The organism is Yoonia sp., from assembly GCF_014859355.1.
Classification (GTDB): Bacteria; Pseudomonadota; Alphaproteobacteria; order Rhodobacterales; family Rhodobacteraceae; genus Yoonia.
Window position 1 is genome coordinate 58161 of record NZ_JACUUJ010000002.1, and the last position, 20962, is coordinate 79122.

At 60.3% G+C, this 20962-nt stretch carries 17 protein-coding genes; 4 read left to right on the forward strand and 13 right to left on the reverse strand.

Annotated features, from left to right (window positions below):
* Window positions 1-8: 8 nt before the first annotated feature.
* Window positions 9-1355 (forward strand): S41 family peptidase, encoded by a 1347-nt coding sequence (locus IBX59_RS01480; protein ID WP_296371644.1) that lies wholly within the window; start codon window positions 9-11, stop codon window positions 1353-1355.
* A gap of 128 nt (window positions 1356-1483) precedes the next feature.
* The gene (locus IBX59_RS01485) at window positions 1484-2689 is read left to right on the forward strand and encodes a PLP-dependent aminotransferase family protein (RefSeq protein ID WP_296371645.1); all 1206 of its coding nucleotides are present in this window, start codon (window positions 1484-1486) and stop codon (window positions 2687-2689) included.
* Here IBX59_RS01485 and IBX59_RS01490 read toward each other — a convergent pair.
* The 6 genes from IBX59_RS01490 to IBX59_RS01515 form a co-directional block, all read right to left on the reverse strand.
* On the reverse strand, window positions 2686-5124 hold the full coding sequence (locus tag IBX59_RS01490) for an FAD-dependent oxidoreductase (protein ID WP_296371647.1): 2439 nt from the start codon (window positions 5122-5124) through the stop codon (window positions 2686-2688). The two genes, IBX59_RS01485 and IBX59_RS01490, sit on opposite strands and share 4 nt — an antisense overlap.
* A complete protein-coding gene (locus IBX59_RS01495) occupies window positions 5124-6005 on the reverse strand; it encodes a homocysteine S-methyltransferase family protein (RefSeq protein ID WP_296371649.1) in 882 nt (293 codons plus the stop codon). The genes IBX59_RS01490 and IBX59_RS01495 overlap by 1 nt, the downstream gene beginning before the upstream one ends.
* Complete coding sequence (locus tag IBX59_RS01500; protein WP_296371651.1) at window positions 6002-8446, reverse strand: FAD-dependent oxidoreductase; 2445 nt, start codon at window positions 8444-8446, stop codon at window positions 6002-6004. Before IBX59_RS01500 ends, IBX59_RS01495 begins: the two co-directional genes overlap by 4 nt.
* A gap of 14 nt (window positions 8447-8460) precedes the next feature.
* Window positions 8461-9030, reverse strand: coding sequence for an XRE family transcriptional regulator (locus IBX59_RS01505; protein ID WP_296371653.1), 570 nt, complete (start codon window positions 9028-9030; stop codon window positions 8461-8463).
* 112 nt (window positions 9031-9142) lie between these two features.
* Entirely contained in the window at window positions 9143-9598 is a 456-nt protein-coding gene (locus tag IBX59_RS01510; protein WP_296371655.1) for a GAF domain-containing protein, read from the reverse strand.
* Window positions 9599-9686: 88 nt separating this feature from the next.
* Window positions 9687-10847, reverse strand: coding sequence for an acetyl-CoA C-acyltransferase (locus tag IBX59_RS01515; RefSeq protein WP_296371658.1), 1161 nt, complete (start codon window positions 10845-10847; stop codon window positions 9687-9689).
* Between the two features lie 161 nt (window positions 10848-11008).
* On the opposite strand from IBX59_RS01515, the gene IBX59_RS01520 reads away from it, so the two are divergent.
* Window positions 11009-12586 carry a gamma-glutamyltransferase family protein gene (locus IBX59_RS01520; RefSeq protein ID WP_296371659.1) on the forward strand — a complete coding sequence of 526 codons (1578 nt, stop codon included), beginning with the start codon at window positions 11009-11011 and terminating at the stop codon, window positions 12584-12586.
* Window positions 12587-12737: 151 nt separating this feature from the next.
* On the forward strand, window positions 12738-13490 hold the full coding sequence (locus IBX59_RS01525; RefSeq protein ID WP_296371661.1) for an SDR family oxidoreductase: 753 nt from the start codon (window positions 12738-12740) through the stop codon (window positions 13488-13490).
* Between the two features lie 3 nt (window positions 13491-13493).
* On the opposite strand, the gene IBX59_RS01530 is transcribed toward IBX59_RS01525, so the two are convergent.
* From IBX59_RS01530 to IBX59_RS01560, 7 genes are all read right to left on the reverse strand, one after another.
* On the reverse strand, window positions 13494-14315 hold the full coding sequence (locus tag IBX59_RS01530) for a bifunctional allantoicase/(S)-ureidoglycine aminohydrolase (protein WP_296371663.1): 822 nt from the start codon (window positions 14313-14315) through the stop codon (window positions 13494-13496).
* Window positions 14316-14410: 95 nt separating this feature from the next.
* Window positions 14411-15079 (reverse strand): cupin domain-containing protein, encoded by a 669-nt coding sequence (locus IBX59_RS01535; RefSeq protein ID WP_296371666.1) that lies wholly within the window; start codon window positions 15077-15079, stop codon window positions 14411-14413.
* Between the two features lie 9 nt (window positions 15080-15088).
* Window positions 15089-15847, reverse strand: a complete 759-nt coding sequence (locus tag IBX59_RS01540; RefSeq protein ID WP_296371668.1) for a 5-oxoprolinase subunit PxpA — start codon at window positions 15845-15847, stop codon at window positions 15089-15091.
* Between the two features lies 1 nt (window position 15848).
* Window positions 15849-16871 carry a biotin-dependent carboxyltransferase family protein gene (locus IBX59_RS01545; RefSeq protein WP_296371670.1) on the reverse strand — a complete coding sequence of 341 codons (1023 nt, stop codon included), beginning with the start codon at window positions 16869-16871 and terminating at the stop codon, window positions 15849-15851.
* Window positions 16868-17602 carry a carboxyltransferase domain-containing protein gene (locus IBX59_RS01550; protein ID WP_296371672.1) on the reverse strand — a complete coding sequence of 245 codons (735 nt, stop codon included), beginning with the start codon at window positions 17600-17602 and terminating at the stop codon, window positions 16868-16870. Before IBX59_RS01550 ends, IBX59_RS01545 begins: the two co-directional genes overlap by 4 nt.
* Before the next feature lie 103 nt (window positions 17603-17705).
* Window positions 17706-18611, reverse strand: coding sequence for a LysR family transcriptional regulator (locus IBX59_RS01555; protein ID WP_296371674.1), 906 nt, complete (start codon window positions 18609-18611; stop codon window positions 17706-17708).
* A 215-nt stretch (window positions 18612-18826) separates the two neighbouring features.
* On the reverse strand, window positions 18827-20851 hold the full coding sequence (locus IBX59_RS01560; RefSeq protein WP_296371676.1) for an NADPH-dependent 2,4-dienoyl-CoA reductase: 2025 nt from the start codon (window positions 20849-20851) through the stop codon (window positions 18827-18829).
* Window positions 20852-20962 lie beyond the last annotated feature (111 nt).

Consider the following 20962-nt stretch of genomic DNA (forward strand, 5'->3'; position numbering starts at 1 on the left):
AAACGGGCATGAATAAGTTGATATTGGCTGCTGTTGGTGGTGCTGCTCTGGGGTTGGTCGTCAGTAGCCAGCTGGCCGGGCCGCTTTTGGCGCAAGAGGCCAAAAACAACGCGAGCGTTTATGAACAGCTGGATCTTTTTGGCGATATCTTTGAGCGTATCCGCGCCGGATACGTCGAGCAGGTTGATGACAAAAAACTGATCGAAGCTGCCATCAACGGGATGCTGACCTCGCTTGATCCGCATTCCAGCTATTTGTCTGCTGATGATGCAGCGAAAATGCGTGTGCAGACGTCGGGCGAATTCGGGGGGCTGGGCATCGAGGTGACGCAGGAAGACGGCTGGGTCAAGGTCGTGTCGCCGATGGATGGCACCCCTGCGGATGCGGCGGGAATCCTTGCGGGCGATTATATTACGTCGGTCAATGGCGAAAGCGTGCTGGGGCTGACACTGGATCAGGCGGTTGACCTGATGCGCGGTCCTGTCGGGTCGGAAATTATCATCACTGTCGTGCGTGATGGTGAGGGGGAACCGTTCGATGTGTCGCTGATCCGTGACACGATCAAATTGACCGCAGTGCGCACCCGGACAGAAGGCAACGCGATTGTCTTGCGGGTGACAACCTTCAACGAACAAACCTATCCCAATCTGCGTGACGGGTTGGCCGAACAAGTCGCCGACGCTGGCGGGGTCGAGAATGTGGACGGTATTGTGCTGGATTTGCGCAACAATCCCGGCGGGCTGTTGAACCAGGCAATTTTCGTCTCGGATGCGTTTCTGGATGCAGGTGAAATCGTGTCCACCCGTGGGCGCGAATTGACCGATGGCGAACGCTTCAACGCCACAGCTGGTGATTTGGCCCAAGGCAAGCCGATTGTGGTGCTGATCAACGGTGGCTCTGCTTCGGCATCCGAGATTGTCGCCGGGGCTTTGCAGGATCACCGCCGTGCGATCATTGTGGGTACAAATTCCTTTGGCAAGGGATCTGTGCAGACTGTTGTGCCGCTGCGTGGGGATGGCGCGATGCGCCTTACGACTGCACGGTATTACACGCCGTCGGGCCGGTCTATTCAGGCTTTGGGCATTTCACCAGACATCATCGTGCAACAGCCCCGGCGTAGCGCTGCCGGTGTCGAAGATGATACCGATGCGCCACAGCCCCGGGCCGAGGCTGATTTGCGTGGGTCTCTGCGCAATGACAGCCTGTCCGAGGATGAAATCCGCCAGATCGAAGAGGATCGCGCCCGCGCCGAAGCTGCGGCCCAACTGCGTGAGGATGATTATCAACTGGCCTATGCGATTGATATTCTCAAGGGGTTGAACGCCTTGGGTCCGATCAATGGAAATGGCAACTAGGCAAGGTAAAGTCGGGCAGGCTGAAACCCGCCCGACGTTTCCGCATCCCATGGTGCATACGTCAGCATTATTGACTTAGCTGCGTAACTTGGCAATGTCGGCGGCGTGCTTGCAGTTTGGGGGCTTGAATGGACTGGCAACAGGTTTTTGCATCGCGTATTGCGCGGATGAAGGCGTCAGAGATACGCGAACTTCTCAAGCTGCTTGACCAGCCTGATATCATATCCTTTGCGGGCGGCATTCCAGACCCTAAATTATTTCCCGCTGCCGCCTTTCAGGACGCATTCAATGGGATATTTTCAAGTGGTGCAGGGGTTGAGGCGCTGCAATATTCTGTCAGCGAAGGCTATGGGCCGCTACGCGACTGGATTGCGGGTCAAATGGGCGAACTGGGTGTGCCTTGCACCCGCGACCACATTCTGATCACATCAGGATCACAACAGGCGCTGGATTATCTTGGCAAACTGATGTTGTCGCCCGGTGATACCGCGTTGGTCGGCTGGCCCACCTATCTGGGCGCGCTGGGGGCGTTCAACGCCTATGAACCCCGCTTTGACCGGCTTGCACCGCAAGGCAACCGCCCTGCACATGATTACGCCGATGCGGCAGTGGCGCAGGGTGGGCGGGTAAAATTTGCTTATATGTCCGTTGATTTTGCCAATCCCACGGGGGAAACTTTGGACCTTGCTGCGCGTGAACGGATGATTGATCTGGCCGATGGTTTAGGCATCGCACTGATCGAGGATGCCGCCTATCAGGTGCTGCGCTATGACGGCGACGCGATCCCGCCGATTCTGGCGCTGGAAATCGCCCGCAAAGGAAGCATCGAGGATTGCCGGACGATCTATTGCGGCAGTTTTTCCAAATCGCTGGCACCGGGGTTGCGGGTGGGGTGGGTTTGTGCGGCCACATCGGTGATCAGCCAGCTTGTGCTAATGAAACAGGCCGCCGATCTGCATTCATCGACCATCAACCAGATGGCGATTGCACGGGTCGCCCGCGATATTTTCACCACCCATGTCGCCATGTTGCGCGACACCTATCGCGCGCGACGCGATGCGATGCTTGCGGCCCTGTCATCCCACATGCCGCCCGGGGTGACATGGACAAAGCCACAGGGCGGCATGTTCATCTGGTTGACCCTGCCGGCCGATACGGACGGGGCTGACTTGCTGGCGCGATCCTTGAAAACCCAGCGCGTCGCGTTTGTGCCGGGCCGCGCGTTTCATGCCGATGGGTCGTGCGGAAACACGATCAGGCTCAGCTTTTCGCTCGCTGACCCGGCGACGATCAACGAAGGCATCAGGCGGCTGGGCGCGTTGTTGTCGGCCTAGGCCTTGGCGCGGGCACCGGTCGGGTCATAGAAGGGTTTCAACTGTGCCTTGGCCCGCACGCGTGTGCCCATCACGTCGATGGTATAGGTGCTGGTCAGCACCTGTTCTGCGGTTTCACCCTTGCATGGGACATAGCCCAAGCCCAGCGCCGCCCCCAGATGGTGACCATAGCCCCCCGATGTCAGATGCCCCACAACCTGCCCGTCGCGCAGGATCGGTTCGTTATGATACAGCAGCGGTTCGGGATCGGTCAGCATGAATTGCACCAGTCGCCGGTCCATCCCCGCATCCCGCTTGCGCAGCACCGCGTCGCGCCCGATGAACGCGGGCTTGTCGGTTTTCACGGCAAAGCCCAGCCCTGCCTCTAGCACGTGATCTTCGCAGGTGATGTCATGGCCGAAATGGCGGAACCCTTTTTCCATCCGCGCGCAATCCATCATATGCATCCCGCACAGCTTTAGTCCCATATCAGCGCCAACCGCATGGAGTGTCTCGAACACATGGGTGGCCATGTCGGTGCTGATATACACCTCCCAGCCAAGTTCGCCCACATAGGTCACGCGGTGGACGCGGGCGACGGCCATACCGATTTCAATCTTTTGCGCGGTGCCAAAGGGGTTGGTGGCGTTGGAAAAATCATTGGGTGATACCTTTTCCAACAAGGCGCGACTGTTCGGCCCCATGATGGCCAGCACAGCCTCGCCTGCTGTCACGTCTGTTATCACAACGTTGAAATCACCGGCATGGCGCTGCATCCATGTCTGGTCGGCCAGCCGTGTGGCTGCAGGTGTCACCACCAGATAGGCGGTGTCGGACAGGCGGGTGATGGTCACATCCGCCTCGATTCCGGCACGCGTGTTCAAAAACTGGCTATAGACGATCCGGCCCACCGGCACGTCATATTGACCGCCCGCGATATGGTTCAAAAATGACGTGGCATCGCGACCCTCGACCCTGATTTTGCCGAATGACGACATGTCATACATACCGATGTTGCTGCGCACGGCCGCCAGCTCTTTGGCGGTATTGCCAAAGAAATTCTGCCGTTTCCACGAATATGCGTAGGCCGGGTCTTGACCCGGGGCAGCGAACCAGTTCGCCCGTTCCCACCCAGCCAGTTCGCCCATGACAGCGCCATGATCCAGCAAGTGCTGATGGAACGGCGTGCGCCTGATCCCGCGCGCGGTGGCCTTTTGCCGATAGGGGAAATGGTCGGCATAAAGCAGACCCAGCGTTTCCTTTGACCGCTCAAACAGATAGGTCTTGTTGCCTTGAAACGGCTGCATCCGCGAAATATCCACATCGCCCAGATCGAACGGTTTTTCGCCCGCATCCATCCATTGCGACAGCGCCATGCCCGCACCACCCGCCGATTGAATCCCGATCGAGTTGAAGCCAGCGGCGACCCAGACATTGTCCATCTCGGGGGCCAGCCCCAAATGATAGGCATCGTCGGGCGTGAAACTTTCGGGGCCGTTGAAAAACGTCTGTATCCCCGCCTCGGCCAGCATCGGCATCCGGTTCACGGCCTGTTCAAGGATCGGTTCAAAGTGGTCGAAATCCTCGGGCAGTTGGTCAAATTCGAAATCGGCGGGGATACCGCCCATCCCCCATGGTTTGGCGTTGGGTTCAAACGCACCCAGCAGGATCTTGCCCGCGTCTTCCTTGTAATACGCGCATTCGTCCGGCACCCGCAACACGGGCATTTGGGTCAGTCCGGCAATCGGTTCGGTCACGATGTAGAAGTGTTCGCAGGCATGCAGCGGCACGTTGACGCCCGCCATCCGCCCCACCTGATGCCCCCACATGCCGGCGCAATTCACAATCATGTCGCAGGCTATACGGCCTGTTTCGCTGCCATTGGTCCATTCCACCGAAGTCACACGCCGTCCCGCGCGATTGATCGCGGTCACCGCCGTCTGTTCGGCCACGACCGCCCCACGCTGACGCGCGCCCTTGGCCAGTGACAGCGCGATATTGGACGGGTCGCCTTGCCCGTCCAGCGGCAGATAGACACCACCGGTCACGCCTTCGATATTCAGATGTTCATAGCGTTTCTTGACCTCATCCGGCGAAATCTCTTCGATCTCGACGCCAAAGGCGCGGGCCATGCCGGCAGAGCGGGTGATCTCTTCCAGTCGTTCATCTGTCAGCGCGACGGTGATCGACCCGCAGCGGCGAAACCCTGTGGCGACACCTGTTTCGACCTCTAGCCGACCATAGAGTTCCTGCGAATATTTGGCGAGCTTGGTCATATTTGCCGTTGCGCGCAATTGCGCGATCAGGCCGGCGGCATGCCACGTGGTGCCGGATGTCAGTTGCTTGCGTTCCAACAGAATAACGTCCTGCCAGCCCAATTGCGTCAGGTGATAAGCGACGGAACAGCCGATCACCCCGCCGCCAATAATCACCACGCGCGCGCGATCAGGTAACATCATACCACCTTGTGTCCAGCGTCATGGATGGCCTGTGCCAGCCGTGCGATATGGGCTGGCCCGACCTCGCAACAACCGCCGACGATGGTGGCACCCTGATTGATCCAGCCCATGGCGATGGCGGCATAGGCATCGGGGCCAAGATCGGTGCGGGCGGTTAGGCTATCCACGGTTGGCTTGGCTTTCAAAAAATCATTGCTGATCCGGGTGAACCCGTTGGCATATGCCCCGACAGGCAGATCACCCTGTGCAAGCACATCCAGCGCGGTGGTGATCGCCTCGGGGGCGGAACAATTCACCAGCAGGGCGGCGGCCCCATCCGCCACGGCCAGCACATCGGCCAAGGGCTCGCCAGACCGCAGGCGCGTGCCGTCGCTGTCATCCACCGTCATGGACAGCCAGACGGGTTTGCCCGCCGCTTGCGCGCCTTCCAGCACGGCGCGGGCATGGGCCACTGATGCAATGGTTTCGCAGATAATTAGATCGACATGCGGCGCCAGCAATTCCGCGATTTCGGTATATTTCGCCACGGCGGTCGCATGATCGGGGTGCAGGTCAGGGCGATAGGACGCAAACAGCGGGCCGATGGACCCGGCGATGCGCTGATCTGTAATTGCGGCTTTTGCCTCGGCCACGGCGGCCAGATGCAGGGCGGCAAATTGGCCTGCAAGTGGCGTGCCTTCCAGCCTGTCATGGTGAATGGCATAGGTGTTGGCGGTATGCACGGTCGCCCCTGCATCGCGGTAATCGGCATGCACGGCGCTGACCAGACCGGGGTGGTCGATCATGACCTGGGTGGACCACAGCGGCGTGGGCGCATCACCGGCGCGATGCACCAGTTCCTGCCCCATGCCACCGTCCAACAGGGTAATATCCGTCATGCGCGCATCCTTTCATTGGTGGGATCCCAGAGGGGGTGATCGGCTCCTACGGTGGCGGCAAAGCGATCACCATAGATTTCCACAGCGACCTTGGTGCCAGGCACGGCAAGATCGGCGCGCAACATTCCCAGCGCGATGGATTTGTTGACGCGGTAACCCCACGCCCCCGATGTGGTTTCGCCCACCACCGTGCCATCGTGCCAGATCGTTGACATATAGGGCGCATCGCAGGGGCCGGGGTCATCCAGCGTCAGCGCGACAAATCGTTTGGCGACACCGCGCTGCTGTTCAGCCAACAGGGCAGCCTTGCCGGGAAAATCGGGTTTGTCGAATTTGATGAACCGTTCCAGCCCGCCTTCCAGCATGGAATAATCGGTGCTCAGGTCGCCCTTCCACGCGCGATACCCTTTTTCGATCCGCAGGGCGTTCAGCGCGAACATTCCGAAAGGTGTGGCTCCTCCATCAAGGATCGCATCATATATTGCAGGGGCGTCTTCATTTGCGCAATGCACCTCCCAGCCCAGCTCACCTGCAAAAGACACACGCAGCAGGACACACGGCTTGCCACAGACCTGCGCCTCTTGAAACGACAGCCACGGGAAGGTCAGGTCAGCATCGGTCAGGGAGGCCAGAATGTCGCGGGCCTTTGGTCCCGTCACCAGCAGACATTCGTAATTGGCGCTGCGGTCTTGGACGCGGACCCCTTCAGGCAGATCACGCAGCAGAACATCGCGGTCGTGCCATTGCGCGACCGAGGCTGTAATCAGCCAGATCTCATCGTCGCTTTGCGGGATCACCGACATTTCCGTCAGGATGCGGCCGCGGTCATCGGGGAAATAGGCCAGCCCGACGCGCCCCGGTTTTGGCAGAGTGGATGCGGTCAGCCGATCCACATGTGCCCGCGCGCCGGGGCCTTTGACGGTAAAGCGGGTAAAGCCCGAAATGGCAATGACGCCCGCAGCATCGCGCACAGCGGCACATTCTGCGGCAATGCGGGGTTGCCATGGGCCATTGCGTTCCCATGTCTGGGTCGCGGCCTCGGATGTGTCATCGCCAGCTTGCGCAAACCAGTTTGCACGTTCCCAGCCGTTGTAGGCCCCCATGACGCCGCCAAGCGCCTTTATCCTGTCGTGCACCGGCGACAGCCGCCTGTCACGCCCTGCGGGCCATGTGTGATGGGGGAAATGCATTGCATATTCGTGGCCATAGGTTTCCACCGCCTTGGCATGGCAATAGCCGGGGTCGGTGTAATCGGTATAGCGGCGCGGATCGCAGGCCCACATGTCCCATTCCGGCTGGCCATCGACGATCCATTCCGCCGCAACCTTGCCGGCGCCCCCGCCTTGGGTGATGCCAAAGGTGAAGACGCAAGCCTCGAATGCATTTTTCACCCCCGGCATTGGGCCAAGCAGGGGCAGGCCATCGGGGGCATAGGGGATCGGGCCGTTGATCACGCGGCCCACGCCCGCCGTCCCAAGGATCGGAACGCGGGCCATTGCATCCTCGATATACCATTCCAGACGGTCCAGATCGTCGGGGTAAAGCTGAAAACTGAAATCCTCTGGCTGCGGGTCATCGGGCGTGACCCAATGCGCGCGGCAGTTGCGTTCATAGGGGCCAAGGTTCAGCCCGTTCTTGTCCTGCCGCAGGTAATAGCTGCTGTCGACATCGCGCAGCAATGGCACCTTGCGGCCATTTGCGGCGGTCCATGCAGCCAGTTCGGGGATTTCCTCGGTCAGGAAAAACTGATGCGACATGGTAACCATCGGCACCGTGCGCCCGCCATAAGGCTTGAACCATTCGCCAACGCGCTGGGCATAGTATCCGGCGGCATTCACCACCTTTTCACAGGCGATATCGCCTTTGTCCGTGTGCACGACCCAGCCATCGGGCGTCTGGGTCACGCCGGTTGCCGGACAAAACCGTTCAATGCGTGCCCCCATCTGGCGCGCGCCCTTGGCCAGTGCCTGTGTCAGTTGTGCGGGGTCAATATCACCATCATCGGGATCGTATAGCGCGCCCGCCAGGTCATGCGTTTCCAGAAACGGATAGGCCGCCTGCGCCTCATCGGGCGTCATCAGCGACAGGTTCAGCCCTTGATAATTGCCCATCCCCTTGGCGCGGGCGAATTCTTGCATCCGTTCGGTGCTGTGTGCCAGCCGGATCGATCCGGTGACATGGTAATTCATCGGATAATCCACCTCTGCCGCCAGCCCTTTGTACAGGCCCAGCGAATAACGCTGCATGTTCATCACCGCCCAGGACGTGCTGAATGACGGGCAATTGCCTGCGGCGTGCCACGTGGACCCGGCAGTCAGTTCGTTCTTTTCCAGCAGCACACAATCAGTCCAGCCTTTCTTGGCCAGATGATACAAGGTCGACACACCGACCACACCGCCACCAATGATCACAACGCGAGCTGAAGTTGGGAATTCGGACATATTCCAGCGCCTTTCTAATAAATGGGGGGGGAAATCACCCAAATGATGTCGCAGGTTTCATGATAGGGGTTCGCCCAGCGGAAAGGTTCACCGCGCAGGCGGAAGCTGTCGCCTTTGCCAAGTTGGAACAGATCACCGTCGACCCACAAATCGAACCGGCCCGCCACGATATAGCCGATTTCCTGCGTCGGGCGTGTCAGTGCTGTATCCAATGTGGCACCGGGGGCGAAACTTGAATGGATGACCTCAAAATCATCGGTCAGGTCGGGCGACAGCAAGCCCTCGACCAGACCCGGGGTGCGTGATCCGATGGGGCGGCGGGCATTTGCGCGGACGATTCGGCCATTTTCGCGCGGGGTCGCATTACGCTGGATCAGGCTGGATACGGACACATCCAGCGCCCGCGCCAGATCGCACAGATCATCCTGAGAGGGTTCGGAAATGCCCCGTTCGACCTGACTGAGCCAACCAACCGAGCGGCCCAGTGGTTGTGCTAAATCCTGCAGGGTCAGTGCGCGCGCCTTGCGCAGGGCCCGCACATCCGCACCCAATGTGCGCGCCTCTTTCGGAAGATCATGCAGCATGGCATCTCGTGTGAAAAAATTTCCTTGATTTTCACCATGTCACGCACGTATGAAATTTCAAAGCAAAATTTCATATACCTTCTTTTGTTCAAAAATACCTCCGCCGGAGGCATCAAAGTTTTTCAAAGGTCGCCGCCAGCACCGTTGCCAGACCCTCTGCGTCAGTTCGGTCAAATGCATTGGGGCGGTCGCTGTCGATATCAAAGACGGCGATCAGTTTGCCTGCACTGTTCCACACCGGCAGGACAAGTTCCGACCGTGTCGAGGACGCACAGGCAATATGGCCGGGAAAGGCAGCGACATCAGGAACCAATTGCACTTGTCCGGTTCGGGCAGCAGCCCCGCAGACGCCCCTGTCAAAGGGAATAACAAGGCAACCATGCCCGCCCTGATAGGGGCCGATTTTCATCAGTTCTGGCCCCACAACGCGGTAAAACCCGGTCCAGTCGAACCTGTCGTCGCTGTGGTGCACCTCGCAGGTGACGGTGGCCATCAGTGCGATGGGGTCGTCTTCGCCCTGGGTCAGTGCGGCGATGGCTTGCGCAAGGGTCGTGTAATCAACGCGCATGTCGTGCCTTTTGCAATTGTTGTTGAGGGTTTTCACCCCCGCCCCTATGGGGCGTCCACCAGAGGATATTTATACGCGGAATAAGCGGTCAGGGGCGTTCGATGGCGATGGCCGTGCCTTCGCCGCCGCCGATGCAGATCGCGGCGACGCCACGTTTCAAACCGCGGGTTTCCAGCGCGTTCAGCAGGCTGACGATGATCCGTGCGCCGGATGCGCCGATCGGGTGACCCAGCGCGCAGGCGCCGCCGTTCACGTTGATCTTGTCGCGGGGGATATTCATTTCGCGCATAAAGGCCATCGGCACAACGGCAAAGGCTTCGTTCACTTCCCACAGGTCCACATCATCGACCGACCAGCCGATCCGGCCCAGCAGTTTTTGCGCGGCAGGAACGGGGGCCGTCGTGAACCATCCCGGTGCCTGCGCGTGGCTGGCATGCCCCAGGATACGCGCGCGGATGTAAGTTGCGTTTTCGCCAGCGGCCAACACCAATGCCGCTGCCCCATCCGAAATGCTGGATGAATTTGCCGCAGTGACCGTTCCGCCGTCGCGAAAGGCAGGTTTGAGCATCGGGATTTTTTCGGGCCGTGCCTTGGCGGGTTGTTCGTCGGCGGTGATGACGGTCTCGCCCTTGCGGCTGTGCACTGTCACAGGTGTGATTTCAGAGGCGAAGCCACCGTTTGCTTCGGCGGCCAGCGCGTTTGACAGGGACGCCAGCGCATATTCATCCTGATCGGCGCGGGTGAACTGGTATTTCTCGGCGCAGTCTTCGGCAAAGGTGCCCATCAGGCGGCCCTTGTCATAGGCGTCTTCCAAGCCGTCAAGGAACATGCTGTCGATCACCTTTTGATGTCCGATTCGCGCGCCTGACCGCATCTTGGGCATCAGGTAGGGGGCGTTTGTCATGCTTTCCATGCCGCCTGCGATCATCACCTGCGCGCCGCCCAATGCGATCTGATCAAAGGCGAACATCGCCGCTTTCATGCCTGATCCGCACATCTTGTTCAGGGTTGTCGCGGGCACATCTTCGCCAAGGCCCGCGGCAAAACCGGCCTGCCTTGCCGGGGCTTGCCCTTGACCTGCGGGCAACACGCAGCCCATCAGCACTTCGTCCACGGTGGTGACACCCGCGCCCGCCATCGCAGCACGGATCGCGGCACCGCCCAGTGTCGGGGCATCAACATCGGTGAAAACACCTTGAAACCCACCCATCGGCGTGCGGGCGGCACCTGTGATATAGACGTCTTTCATTGGTCATCCTCCGTTTGGTGCAGTCTATGTTGTGCCCCGTGAAAGGAAAAGCCCCAAGGGGTTATCCCATCGCGCCTACGGCGTAGTGGAAAATATCACATTGTGATTGCACCTGCCGGGCAACAACGTAGTTTCTGGCAAGAGGATAAGGGGGGAACACTATGCGCGATTTTCATAAGCCCGGCCGATCGGCTGTTTTTGTCAGTAACGGGGTCTGTGCCACGTCACACCCGCTGGCGGCAAAGGTTGCGGTGCAGATGTTGGAATCGGGCGGCAACGCTGTTGATGCGGCCATCGCCGGGGCGGTCTTGCTGGGGATTTGTGAACCGCAGATGACGGGCATCGGGGGGGATTGCTTTGTCTTGCTGACGCCCCCGGGTGAAGACCGCGTTGTTGCGCTGAACGGATCGGGCCGTGCGCCGGCAGGGCTGGATGCGGCAATTTTGCGCGACAAGGGGCAAAGCGTGATCGCGCCCTATTCTGCCGATGCGGTTACTGTGCCGGGGGCGATTGATGCGTTTTGCCAGCTGTCCAGGGATTGGGGCAAGCTGGGGCTGAAGGCCACGCTGGCCCCTGCCATCCATTATGCCGAAACCGGCGTGCCGGTTGCGCCGCGCGTGGCGTCGGACTGGGCGCAGTCGGTGGGCAACCTGTCGGGCCATGCGCGCGATCTGTTCCTGATGGGGGGCGCTGCGCCCGCACCGGGCCAGATGTTCGCCGCCCCCGGTCAGGCAAAGGTGTTGCGCCGCATCGCCATGGAGGGGCGCAAGGGGTTCTACGAAGGCGAAATCGCCGAGGATATGGTCGCCAGTCTGAATGCACTGGGCGGCACCCATACGCTGGATGATTTTGCCGCGACCGCCTGCGATTACACCGACCCGATCACGGGTGGCTATGGCGGGCTGGACCTTTATGAACATCCGCCGAACGGGCAGGGGGCGACGGCGATCCTGTTGCTGAACATTCTGAAACATTTTGATATTGCGGGTATGGACCCGTGGGGTGCAGAGCGCGCCCATATCGAGGCAGAGGCGACCAAGCTGGCCTATGATACGCGCAACCGTTTTATGGCGGACCCCGATCATATGACGCGGGCCGATTATATGCTTGCCCCTGAAACAGCCGCAAAACTGGCTGCACTGATCGACCCGGCCAAGGTGATGCCCGCTGCCGTCCCGGGGGCCGAGGCCGTGCATAAGGATACCGTCTATATCACCGTGGTGGACAAGGACCGCATGGCGGTTTCGCTGATCTATTCGGTATTCCATTCCTTCGGGTCGGGCATCGCGTCGGACAAATTCGGCATATTGTTCCAAAACCGTGGCGCCGGCTTTACCTTGACACAAGGCCACCCGAATGAGGCGAAAGGCGGCAAACGCCCGATGCATACGATCATTCCCGGTCTGCTGAAAAAAGACGGCAAACCCTATATGCCGTTCGGGGTTATGGGCGGGCAATACCAATCCACGGGCCACGCCCGTTTCGTTTCCAACGTCACCGATTTTGGCCTGTCCCCGCAGGATGCGATTGATGCGCCGCGGTGTTTTGCGGATGGCGATGTGCTGAACGTGGAAAACGGTTATGCCGACGCGGTCAAGGCGGAACTGGCGGCGCTGGGCCACAATGTGCAGACACCGGAAACCGCCATCGGCGGGGCGCAGGCGATCATGATTCACGACAGTGGCGTGCTCGAGGCGGGCAGCGACCCGCGCAAGGATGGCTGTGCGATCGGATATTAGGCGCTGGCGCGGCGATGACACGATGCGGCCCGTGTCAATTGCGCGCGCGCAATGACGGGCCCTATGCTGTTCGGTTAAGCTGACCGCACGTATCCGTGACGTCTCAAGGCGGAAAGCACGGGGATCTTGCCAAGTAAAGGAGAATGACAACATGTTCGATTTTTCAGAAAAAACCGCCATCGTAACTGGTGCGGCTTCGGGGATTGGCGCGGCGATTGCGCATGAACTGGCCGCGGCTGGGGCGACGGTGATTGTTTCTGACCTGCGCGCAGATGGCTGTGACGGGGTCGTCAAAGACATCCGTGATCGTGGCGGCAAGGCGCTGGCCTATGCTGCCGATGTGGGTGATCCTGCCGCGATGGAGGCGCTTGTGGCCTTTGCAGAGGCTGAAACGGGCGCGTTGCACCTTGCCGTCAATAACGCCGGGATCGGTGGCGCGCAGGCCCCGGTTGGTGAATATCCGTTGGAATCCTGGGCGCAGGTGATCAACGTCAACCTGAATGGCGTGTTCTACGGCATGCGCTATCAGATTCCCGCGATGGAACGCGCGGGCGGTGGCGCGATCGTCAATATGGCGTCGATTCTTGGCAGTGTCGGGTTTGCCCATTCATCGGCCTATGTCGCCAGTAAACATGCCGTTCTGGGCCTGACCAAGACCGGCGCAATGGAATATGCGCAAAAGGGCATACGCATCAACGCGGTCGGTCCAGGCTTTATCCAGACGCCGCTGCTGACTGATAATCTGGATCAGGACATGCTGGATGGGTTGGCGGGAATGCACCCCATCGGGCGCATCGGCACACCAGAGGAAGTATCGGCGCTGACCTGTTTCCTGCTGTCGGATCGTGCGAGCTTTATCACTGGCAGTTACCATCTGGTCGATGGGGGCTATACCGCGCCCTGACGCTTAGCGCAGGGTCATGTGGCGGTTTACGTCCTTGTAGAGCAGGTAACGAAACGGCCCCGGCCCGCCTGCGTAACAGGCTTGCGGGCAAAAGGCGCGCAGCCACATGAAATCGCCTGCCTCGACCTCGACCCAATCTTGATTCAGTCGGTAAACCGCCTTGCCTTGCAGCACGTAAAGCCCGTGTTCCATCACATGTGTTTCGGCAAAGGGGATCACCGCGCCGGGCTGGAATGTGACGATATTCACATGCATGTCGTGGCGCATGTCGGCGGGGTCAACGAAACGGGTGGTGGCCCATTGGCCATCGGTTTCAGGCATCGCCACGGTGGTGGCGGCGCCTTCATCGGTGACGAATGCATCGGGGATGTCGATGCCATCGACAGCCTGATATGCCTTGCGCACCCAGTGGAACCGCGCCGATGCATCGCTGCCGTTGGCCAGCGACCAATCGCAGCCCGGCGGCAGATAGGCATAGCCGCCCGGCGTCAGTGCGTGTGGCGTCTCTCCGATCCGAAGGGTGACTTCGCCATCGACCACGAACAGCACGCCTTGCGCGTTGGGGTCTGTTTCGGGCCTTGTGCTGCCGCCGCCGGGGGCGACGTCCATGATGTATTGACTGAATGTTTCGGCAAAGCCCGACAGGGGCCGGGCCAGCACCCATGCGCGGGTCTTGTCCCAGAACGGCAGGTTGCTGGTGACGATATCGGTCATCGTGCCTTTGGGAATGACGGCATAGGCATCGGTGAACATGGCCCGATCCGTCAGCAGCTGGGTCTGCGGGGGCAATCCGCCTGTGGGGGCATAATAAGGCGATTTCGTCATCATCAGTTCCTTTGCTTATGCCATATTAGACCGCAGGTAGGGGCGCCGCAAAAGGGTGCGCGCACCGATAGCACCCATCTGTTTTCTTTGAAGGTTCAGACGCCGGGTGCCACGGCAAAGGGCAGATGCCCGGTCTTGATCCAGAACTTCGCGCCGCCATTGCCCGCCTTGACAGAAACCCATTTACCATCCGGCACACGCAGCCACGATCCTTTGTGCAGTACGTCGTTGCCTTCTTGCATGTCCCCCGCCAGCACAAACAGTTCGGCCCCGCCCGCCGCCGGATCAGACCAGATCGCATTGGGGGCAAGTTCCAGATAATGCACGGTTTCCCGCGCGTCCTGATGCAGGGTTTTCAGGGCAACGCCTGTGCCCACCGTTTCCAGACCGCTGGCCATATCAACGCGAAGCTGCGTGCGGTCATCCAGATCGAACTGCCACAGTTTGACAAAGATGACACAGCCATCCGCAGCCCCCGGTGTGTGCGATGACGTGGGCGGATTGCGCACATATGTCCCTGCTGAATAATCGCCGTGTTCGTCCTGAAACGTCCCTTCCAATACGATGAATTCCTCGCCGCCGGTGTGGGTATGGGCCGAAAAATGGCTGCGGGGGGCATAGCGCACGATGGATGTGGCGCGCGCGACTTCATCCCCGATCCGGTCCAGCATCCGGCGGTCAACGCCTGCCATGGGGGACGCTTTCCAAGGCATATCATCGGTGTGGATCAGCACGCGCCGGGCGAAATTTGCATTCAGTTCCATTGTCTGCGCCTATAAAGGGGCAAGGGTGATGCCAGCGTCGGTCAGGTGCTTGCGAATGCCGCGCGCCATCGCCACCGCATCAGGGGTGTCGCCATGCAGGCAGATCGTGTCGATGCGGCAGGGGATATGATTGCCGCTTTCGGCAATGATCGCGCCAGCGTTCAGCATCGCCAGTATCCGCGCCGCCGCCACATCGGCATCGTGCAGCACGGCACCGGGTTTGGACCGGTTGACCAGTGTCGCGTCATCTTCATACGCGCGGTCGGCGAAAATTTCGCCAGCCCAGTTGCAGCCCAGATCGCGCACGACATTTTCCATTGCTGTTGCCGCCAGCACCATGATCACGATATCGGGGTCCACAGCCAGCGCGGCGGTATAGCAGGCGCGCGCAAGGGCCGCATCGACCGACGCCATGTTGGCCAACGCGCCGTGCAGTTTCAGGTGCCGCACATGGCCACCGGCCCGGCGCGCCATGGCCTGCGCCGCACCCAGTTGATAGGCTACCGCATTGGCGATTTCATCATGCGGCAAGGGCAGGGGCCGCCGCCCGAACCCCTTGAGATCGGCAAATCCGGGGTGTGCGCCGATGCCAACGCCCTTTTCCACAGCCGTGCGCATCGTGCGGGCCATCACATCAGGGTCGCCCGCGTGAAACCCGCAGGCGATATTAGCCGATGTCACGATATCCAGCAGGGCCGCATCATCGCCCATGGCCCAAGGGCCGAACGCTTCGCCCATGTCGGAATTCAGATCGACGGTGCGTGCCATGTCAGGGCCTTTCAAGATCGTCGCCGGGGGTCACCCCGCTGATCAGCTGGTAACCCAGCAGATCAGCGATGTCATGGGGGTCGCGCACCAGCGGCTGGCAGGCCTTGCGCAACGTGGCCAGCTGCGTGCGGGCTGGTTGCACAGTGGCGTCTGCTGTTGTCACGTCCAGCATCTGGAATTGCAGCGTGGCACCGGGCATGGCCTGTGCGATCCGCGGCAGATCGGCGGGGATCACCGTGCCGATCCGGGGATAGCCGCCGATGGTCTGGCATTCGGCCAGCAGCACATAGGGCACCCCGTCACCTGTCATCTGGATATCGCCCGGCACAATAACGTCGGACACGATGTTCAACTGGCCGGCCGCGTCAAAGCCTGCGCCGTCATGGTCCAGCCGCACGCCTTGGCGGTTGCCGCGGGGGCTGCGTTTGAACGTGGCTTGGGTGAACCGCGCCAGCGTGTCGGCATCGAAGAAATCGGTTTGTGGTCCGGGCATGATGCGGATCACGCCACCTGCCAGCCGGTCACTGGCTGGCAGGCGCATCGGACCGGCCAGTAAATCCTTATCCGTGCCAAGGGGTCGTTCGTCACCGGCTTGTAAAACGCGCCCGATGCCGGCGGTCAGATGGGTCGCCCGGCTGCCCATGACGGGATCTGTTGTGATTCCGCCTGCAAAGGCCAGATAGCCAAAGACACCGCTTTGCGCGCCGCCAATCCGCAGTTTCTGCCCGGCACGCAGCAGGTGGCTGCTGTTCGGCGCGACGGGTGCGCCGTCGACCGTGGCCTGCATCCGAGCGCCCGTCAGGGCAAAGCGGGTGTTCTGGGTTGTGCTGAAAACACCACCCATGCCCATCATTTCAATCCCGGCATTTGCAGGGTCTGATCCCAGCAAAACCGCGGCTTCTAACAGGGCAAGCGGGTCGGCGGCACCGCCGCGTGACAGACCTTCGGCTGTCCAGCCGGGGCGGCCCTGATCCTGAATGGTTACGCCGGGGCCAGCGCTGTGAATCTGCAACTGTCCTGTCATGACAGCACCGTGCAGCGCGCGCCGCCATTTGTATCGGTGTTCTGGCGCAAGGCGACATATTCACTGTCTGACACGGCGCGAAACCGGACTGCGTCACCCGGGGACAGCGGAAAGGGGGTATCGGAATCCGGCCGGTAAACCCGAAACGCCGTCTGCCCGATATGGCGCCAACCCGTGGGTGCATCGGCGGCAAAAATGATCAACTGCCGCACCGCTGCCACCAACGCGCCGTTGGGCATTTGTGCCGTCAGCGATGTCTGGCGCGGGATATCCCAATGGGGCGGCAACATCCCAAGATAAGGCTGACCGGGTGCAAAACCGATCGCGATGACCCGCAGGATTTGCGCCTCGATCTCGGTCACGGCCTGTTCGGGGGTCACACCGGCCAAGGCTGCCGCCTCGGTCAGTTGTGGCGCGTGATCGGGGCCAAAGGCCACGGGAATATCCCAGCGGCGTTTGGGGGCGGTGACGGCATCGTCCAGCCGCGCACAGGCCGTTTGCAGTGCATCGACCACGGTCTGTCGTGCTGTTTGGGCAGGGTCAAACCCCACCCGCACAGATACCAGCGATGACGCGACTTCAGTCACGCCTGGCAAGTTCATGGCATTGACCTGATCGCGAAAAGCAAGTGCGCGCTGGTTTGCGGCTTCGGTCAAGGTTGCGGCAAAACGCACAAGCACACCATCAACCCCAAGCGGGCGCAGTTCCGGGGCGGGCAGTGGTGCTGACATCTGCTTGGTCCTGTCCTGTTTGCACCCTTAGTGGAAAGCATAGGTTGATTTGTCAATGCAATGGGACCGTGTAATTCCCCGTGCATGACAAAGCGGGTTGAACCTACCAGGCGTCTGGGCCTTTGTCCGCAAAGGCGTTGACAAGAAAATCAATAAAGGCGCGCACCTTCGGCTGTGTAAACCGCCCCGGGGGGTAGACGGCGTAAATCCCTTGGGTTTCTTGCGGCAGATCAGGGATCGCTTCTTCCACCAGCCCGTTGCGCATGGCATCAGCATAAAGAAAACTGGGCAGATAGGCGATGCCAAGACCACCGATACATGCATTCAACAACGACTGCCCATCATTCACGGTCAGCCAGCCAGCGGTGCGCACCTGCCGTTTTTCCCCCGACGGGGCAGTCAGTTTCCACACGGCGGAATTGGCCTGATTGGAATAATGCAGCAGTTTATGATCGTTCAGGTCATCAATCTTCTCGGGTCTGCCATGCTGGTTGAAATAGCCAGGACTGGCGATCATCCGCTTGGTCGTTTCGGTCAACTTGCGGGCCCGCAGGGTGCTGTCTTCCAGTTCTCCGATGCGGACGGCCATGTCAAAGCCTTCTGAAATCAGCTCAACATAGCGGTTATTCAGCACCATGTTGACGGTGATATCGGGAAATTCGCTTAGAAATTCCCCCAGCACTGGGGACAGGTGGTTCACACCGAAATCTGTTGCCACGCTGATACGCAAAAGCCCTGACGGGGCAGATTGCATCGACGTGACCAGCGCATCTGCTTCACCGGCATCATTCAGCACACGCCGGGCGCGGTCGTAATAGGCCAGCCCGATTTCTGTGGGGCTGACGCGGCGGGTGGTGCGGTTCAATAGGCGTGCGCCAAGCCGTGCCTCGAGCGAGGACACATGTTTGGATACAGCTGATTTTGATATCCCCATCTTCTTTGCGGCGTCTGTGAACCCGCCTTGGTCAACAACCGTCGCAAAAGCTTCCATTTCTGTCAGACGATCCATTGATATCCCTCGAACCCGCATTCTGACTAAGGGAATGCGGGTCAAATTGGGCAGGATTAGGACCAATGCCTGACAATACGGGGGTATCGCTATGGTTTGATGCTTGACCGGAAACAGAGAATTGGAGGTGCTACGGCCTTTTTTTCAATAGGTTGGCCCTGTTTCAGGGCTGTGGTGACCACTATTTCCTGGTCAAACGGGGTTTGGGCATACGTTCAGATTGTGGCAGCCAGCCGCGTGCCCTGATCAATGGCGCGTTTGGCGTCCAGTTCGGCGGCAACATCGGCCCCGCCGATCACGTGCACCTGCCTGCCTGCCGCGATCAGCACGTCAGCCAGTGACCGTTCGGGCACCTGCCCTGCGCAAAGCACGATAGTATCGGCCACAATGACCTTTGGCTTTTCGCGCGCATCGCCATAGCTGATGTGCAAGCCTGCCGCATCGATCTTTTCATAATTCACGCCACCGATCATCTGCACATTCTTCATCTGCAACCCGGCACGGTGGATCCAGCCGGTTGTCTTGCCCAGCCGCTTGCCCAGTTTTTCGGATTTGCGTTGCAGTAACGTGACCGCCCGCACTGGCGCGTCGGGTTGCGGGCCTTCGTTGCGCAGGCCGCCGCGCACCTTTTCGGGGTCACCCACGCCCCATTCCTGCAACCATTCGGGCAGGTTTTCTGTCGGGCTATCATCGGTCACCAGATATCCGGCCACATCAAACCCGATACCGCCCGCGCCCACAATCGCGACGGTCTTGCCAACCTTGGCCTTGCCGCGCAGCACGTCGATATAGGACAGCACGTTTGGCCCGTCCTGACCGGGAATCCCTGGATCACGCGGGGCAACGCCGGTGGCGATGATAATTTCATCAAAATCAGCCAGCATTTCTGGTGTGGCAGGCGCACCCAGGCGCAGTGTGATGCCGGCCTTGGCAACCATGGTGCTGTAATAGTCCACCAGTCCCCAAAATTCTTCCTTGCCGGGGATCTGCTTGGCCATGTTCAGTTGGCCCCCCAGTTCACCGGATTTGTCAAAAATCGTGACAGCATGACCGCGTTCCGCCGCTGTTAACGCAGCAGACAGCCCCGCGGGGCCAGCGCCCACGACGGCGACCGCCTTTTGCGTGTCGGCGGGTATGATGGTCAATTCAGTTTCATGGCAGGCACGCGGGTTCACAAGGCAGGACGACAGTTTCCCTCCAAAGGTGTGATCCAGACAGGCTTGATTACAAGCGATGCAGGGGGCAATTTCTGCCGCCTTGCCTGCCTGCGCCTTGGCGACAAAATCCGGGTCGGCCAAAAAGGGGCGCGCCATACTGACCATATCAGCGCAACGTTCGGCCAGCACGGATTCGGCCACGGCGGGCGTATTGATGCGGTTTGATGTAATGACCGGGATTGTGACCGCGCCCATCAGTTTCTGCGTCACCCATGCAAAGGCGCGGCGTGGCACAGATGTGGCGATGGTGGGTATCCGCGCCTCGTGCCAGCCGATGCCGGTGTTCAGGATCGTGGCGCCCGCTGCCTCGATCGCGCGGGCCAGTTGCACGACCTCTGCCCATGTAGAACCGTTTGGCACCAGATCAATCATCGACAGCCGGTAGATCACGATAAAATCTGGGCCGACAGCCGCGCGCACGCGGCGCACGACTTCGACGGGCAGGCGCATCCGGTTTTCATAAGACCCGCCCCAGCGGTCGGTGCGTTTGTTGGTGTGGGTGACAAGGAACTGGTTCAGGAAATACCCCTCGGACCCCATCACCTCGACCCCGTCATAACCGGCTTGTCGTGCGCGCACTGCGGCGGTGACCATATCGCTGATCTGCTTTTCGATCCCGTCTTCGTCCAGTTCTTTGGGCGCAAAAGGCGAAATCGGTGATTTGATCGCTGACGGGGCGACACAGCCCGGGCTATAGGCATAGCGCCCGGCGTGCAGGATCTGCATCGCGATCTTGCCACCGGCGTCATGCACCCTTTGGGTGACGATGCGATGATTGGCGATGTCATCGTCGGTATAAAGCCCTGCGGCACCGGGAAAAACCCCGCCTTCGGGGTTGGGGGCCATGCCGCCGGTGACCATCAGCGCGACACCACCACGCGCACGGGCGGCATAGAATGCAGCGACGCGGTTCCAGTCCTTGGTTTCCTCAAGCCCTGTGTGCATCGACCCCATCAGCACGCGGTTTTTCAACGTGGTGAACCCCAGATCAAGCGGGGCCAGAAGATGTGGATACTGGGTCATTGCGCGCCTCCCTTTGGCTGGTGACAGCATGACCAAAACCGGCGCCTGCGTCATCCGCAACGTAGCGTAACATGTGGCGCACCTGCCCGCCGCTACAAACAAGAAGACAGG

Excerpts from the sequence above, each read along its gene's own strand:
- IBX59_RS01480 (WP_296371644.1), top strand. The coding sequence starts at position 9 with ATGAATAAGTTGATATTGGCTGCTGTTGGTGGTGCTGCTCTGGGGTTG.
- IBX59_RS01485 (WP_296371645.1), top strand. The coding sequence starts at position 1,484 with ATGGACTGGCAACAGGTTTTTGCATCGCGTATTGCGCGGATGAAGGCG.
- IBX59_RS01490 (WP_296371647.1), bottom strand. The coding sequence starts at position 5,124 with ATGTTACCTGATCGCGCGCGCGTGGTGATTATTGGCGGCGGGGTGATC.
- IBX59_RS01495 (WP_296371649.1), bottom strand. The coding sequence starts at position 6,005 with ATGACGGATATTACCCTGTTGGACGGTGGCATGGGGCAGGAACTGGTG.
- IBX59_RS01500 (WP_296371651.1), bottom strand. The coding sequence starts at position 8,446 with ATGTCCGAATTCCCAACTTCAGCTCGCGTTGTGATCATTGGTGGCGGT.
- IBX59_RS01505 (WP_296371653.1), bottom strand. The coding sequence starts at position 9,030 with ATGCTGCATGATCTTCCGAAAGAGGCGCGCACATTGGGTGCGGATGTG.
- IBX59_RS01510 (WP_296371655.1), bottom strand. The coding sequence starts at position 9,598 with ATGCGCGTTGATTACACGACCCTTGCGCAAGCCATCGCCGCACTGACC.
- IBX59_RS01515 (WP_296371658.1), bottom strand. The coding sequence starts at position 10,847 with ATGAAAGACGTCTATATCACAGGTGCCGCCCGCACGCCGATGGGTGGG.
- IBX59_RS01520 (WP_296371659.1), top strand. The coding sequence starts at position 11,009 with ATGCGCGATTTTCATAAGCCCGGCCGATCGGCTGTTTTTGTCAGTAAC.
- IBX59_RS01525 (WP_296371661.1), top strand. The coding sequence starts at position 12,738 with ATGTTCGATTTTTCAGAAAAAACCGCCATCGTAACTGGTGCGGCTTCG.
- IBX59_RS01530 (WP_296371663.1), bottom strand. The coding sequence starts at position 14,315 with ATGACGAAATCGCCTTATTATGCCCCCACAGGCGGATTGCCCCCGCAG.
- IBX59_RS01535 (WP_296371666.1), bottom strand. The coding sequence starts at position 15,079 with ATGGAACTGAATGCAAATTTCGCCCGGCGCGTGCTGATCCACACCGAT.
- IBX59_RS01540 (WP_296371668.1), bottom strand. The coding sequence starts at position 15,847 with ATGGCACGCACCGTCGATCTGAATTCCGACATGGGCGAAGCGTTCGGC.
- IBX59_RS01545 (WP_296371670.1), bottom strand. The coding sequence starts at position 16,871 with ATGACAGGACAGTTGCAGATTCACAGCGCTGGCCCCGGCGTAACCATT.
- IBX59_RS01550 (WP_296371672.1), bottom strand. The coding sequence starts at position 17,602 with ATGTCAGCACCACTGCCCGCCCCGGAACTGCGCCCGCTTGGGGTTGAT.
- IBX59_RS01555 (WP_296371674.1), bottom strand. The coding sequence starts at position 18,611 with ATGGATCGTCTGACAGAAATGGAAGCTTTTGCGACGGTTGTTGACCAA.
- IBX59_RS01560 (WP_296371676.1), bottom strand. The coding sequence starts at position 20,851 with ATGACCCAGTATCCACATCTTCTGGCCCCGCTTGATCTGGGGTTCACC.